Annotated in this window: 2 protein-coding genes; both read right to left on the bottom strand. The window is 77.3% G+C overall.

What is annotated here, in order from left to right; translation table 11 throughout:
- Window positions 1-53 precede the first annotated feature (53 nt).
- Entirely contained in the window at window positions 54-770 is a 717-nt protein-coding gene (locus GTQ99_RS22995) for a DedA family protein (protein ID WP_166617980.1), read from the bottom strand.
- Window positions 767-1,642, bottom strand: an 876-nt coding sequence (locus tag GTQ99_RS22990; protein WP_166617979.1) for a spermidine synthase, incomplete at its 5' end; no start/stop codon positions are given. The genes GTQ99_RS22995 and GTQ99_RS22990, both read right to left, overlap by 4 nt.

Below are 1,642 nucleotides of genomic sequence, written 5' to 3'. Positions count from 1 at the left end.
AGCGCGCGGCACCGGCCGCCGCGCGGGCCCGCGCGGCGGCCGGTGCCGCGCGCTCAGCGCTCCGCGCGGTGCTCGCGCAGGTCCGCGGGCCCGCCGGGGGAGCCGGCGCGGCGCGAGCGCACCCGCCGGGCGACCGCCCACACCAGGACCGCGGCGATGGCGGCGTAGAAGACGTAGTCGAGGTAGTGGCCGTACTGCTCCACCAGCTCGTACTGGGTGCCCAGCGCCATGCCGAGGCCGATGAGCAGGCCGTTCCACAGCCCGCTGCCCAGCGCCGTCAGCACCGTGAACTTCCACAGCGACATGCGGGCGGCGCCGGCGGGCAGCGAGATGAGGCTGCGCACCCCGGGCACGAAGCGGCCCGTGAAGACGGCCACGCCCTCGTGGCGGCTGAACCACTCCGCCGACTTCGTGACGTCCGAGGCGTCCATGAGCGGCACGCGGTCGGCGATGCGCGCGGCGCGCCCGAGGCCGATGACGCGGCCCACCCAGTACAGGACGAGCGAGCCGAGCAGGGCGCCGAGCAGGGACATGCCGACGACGGCGACGAGGTCCAGGCGGCCCTGCTGCACCTGGTAGCCCGCCAGCGGCAGGACGACCTCGCTGGGGATCGGCGGGAAGACGACCTCCAGGAAGCTCAGGGCGCCCACGCCCGGGGCGCCGAGGGCGTCGACGGTGTCGAGCACGAACCCCGTCAGCCCGCCCGTCCCACCGCCCTCGCCGGCCGCCGTCGCGGTCAGGGCGGTCGCGGCCTGCAGTGCGGGGCTCATGCGTCGGGTTCCTCCGGGGGGCGCGGCGGCTGGTCTGGTCGGGCCGCGGCCGCGGCCGCGGACGCACCCGTCCCGGCCGCGGCAGCCAGGCCCGCGTCGGTCACAACGGTCGCACCCGCGCAGAAGTGCCGCGCGCGCTCGCCGGTCACGAGGCGGGCCGGTGCCGCCCCGCCGCTGAGGGCCCGCACCAGCGCCTGCTCGGGCAGCTCCCGCTGCGAGGCCACCACGAGGGCGTTGCCGTAGCGGCGGCCGCGGAAGACCCCCGGCTCGGCGAGCACCGCCACGTGCGCGAACACCGCCGCCGCCGTCGCCAGCTCCGCCCGCGAGTGCGGCATCGGTGGGCGGTCGGCGAGGTTGGCCACCCACAGCCCGCCCGGGGCCAGGACGCGGTCGACGTCGCGCAGGAACTCCTCGGTCACCAGGTGCGCGGGCACCTGGTCGCCGCGGAAGGCGTCGCGCACGACGACGTCCTGGGTGCCGTCCGGCACCGCCGCCAGCCCCTCGCGCGCGTCGGCCACCTTGAGCTTGAAGCCGGCCGCGCCGCTCGCGCCGAAGCTGCGGCGCACGAGCTCGACGAGCCGCTCGTCGACCTCGAGCACCAGCTGCCGCGAGGAGGGGCGGGTGGCGGCCAGGTAGCGCGGGAAGGCGCAGCCGGCACCGCCCAGGTGCACCGCCCGCAGCGGTCCGGGCGGGCAGACCGCCTCGATGACCGCGGCGGTCCACTGCTGGTACTCGAAGACGAGCCGCGTGGGGTCGGCCAGGTCGACGTAGGAGCTGGGCACCCCGTTGACGAGCACCGTCCAGCCGTCGGGGTCGTCGCGGTCGCGCTCCAGGCGGGCGGTGCCGGTCGAGGGCGAGGCGCTCATCACGAC

Origin of the sequence: Kineococcus vitellinus (assembly GCF_009906315.1) — a bacterium.
GTDB classification, from domain to species: domain Bacteria; phylum Actinomycetota; class Actinomycetes; order Actinomycetales; family Kineococcaceae; genus Kineococcus; species Kineococcus vitellinus.
The sequence above is the reverse complement of the archived record's forward strand: the minus strand, read 5'-3'. Positions and strand labels throughout refer to the sequence as shown.

Bases quoted from the DNA above. Each gene is read 5' to 3' on its own strand.
- GTQ99_RS22995 (WP_166617980.1), bottom strand. From the start codon at position 770: ATGAGCCCCGCACTGCAGGCCGCGACCGCCCTGACCGCGACGGCGGCC.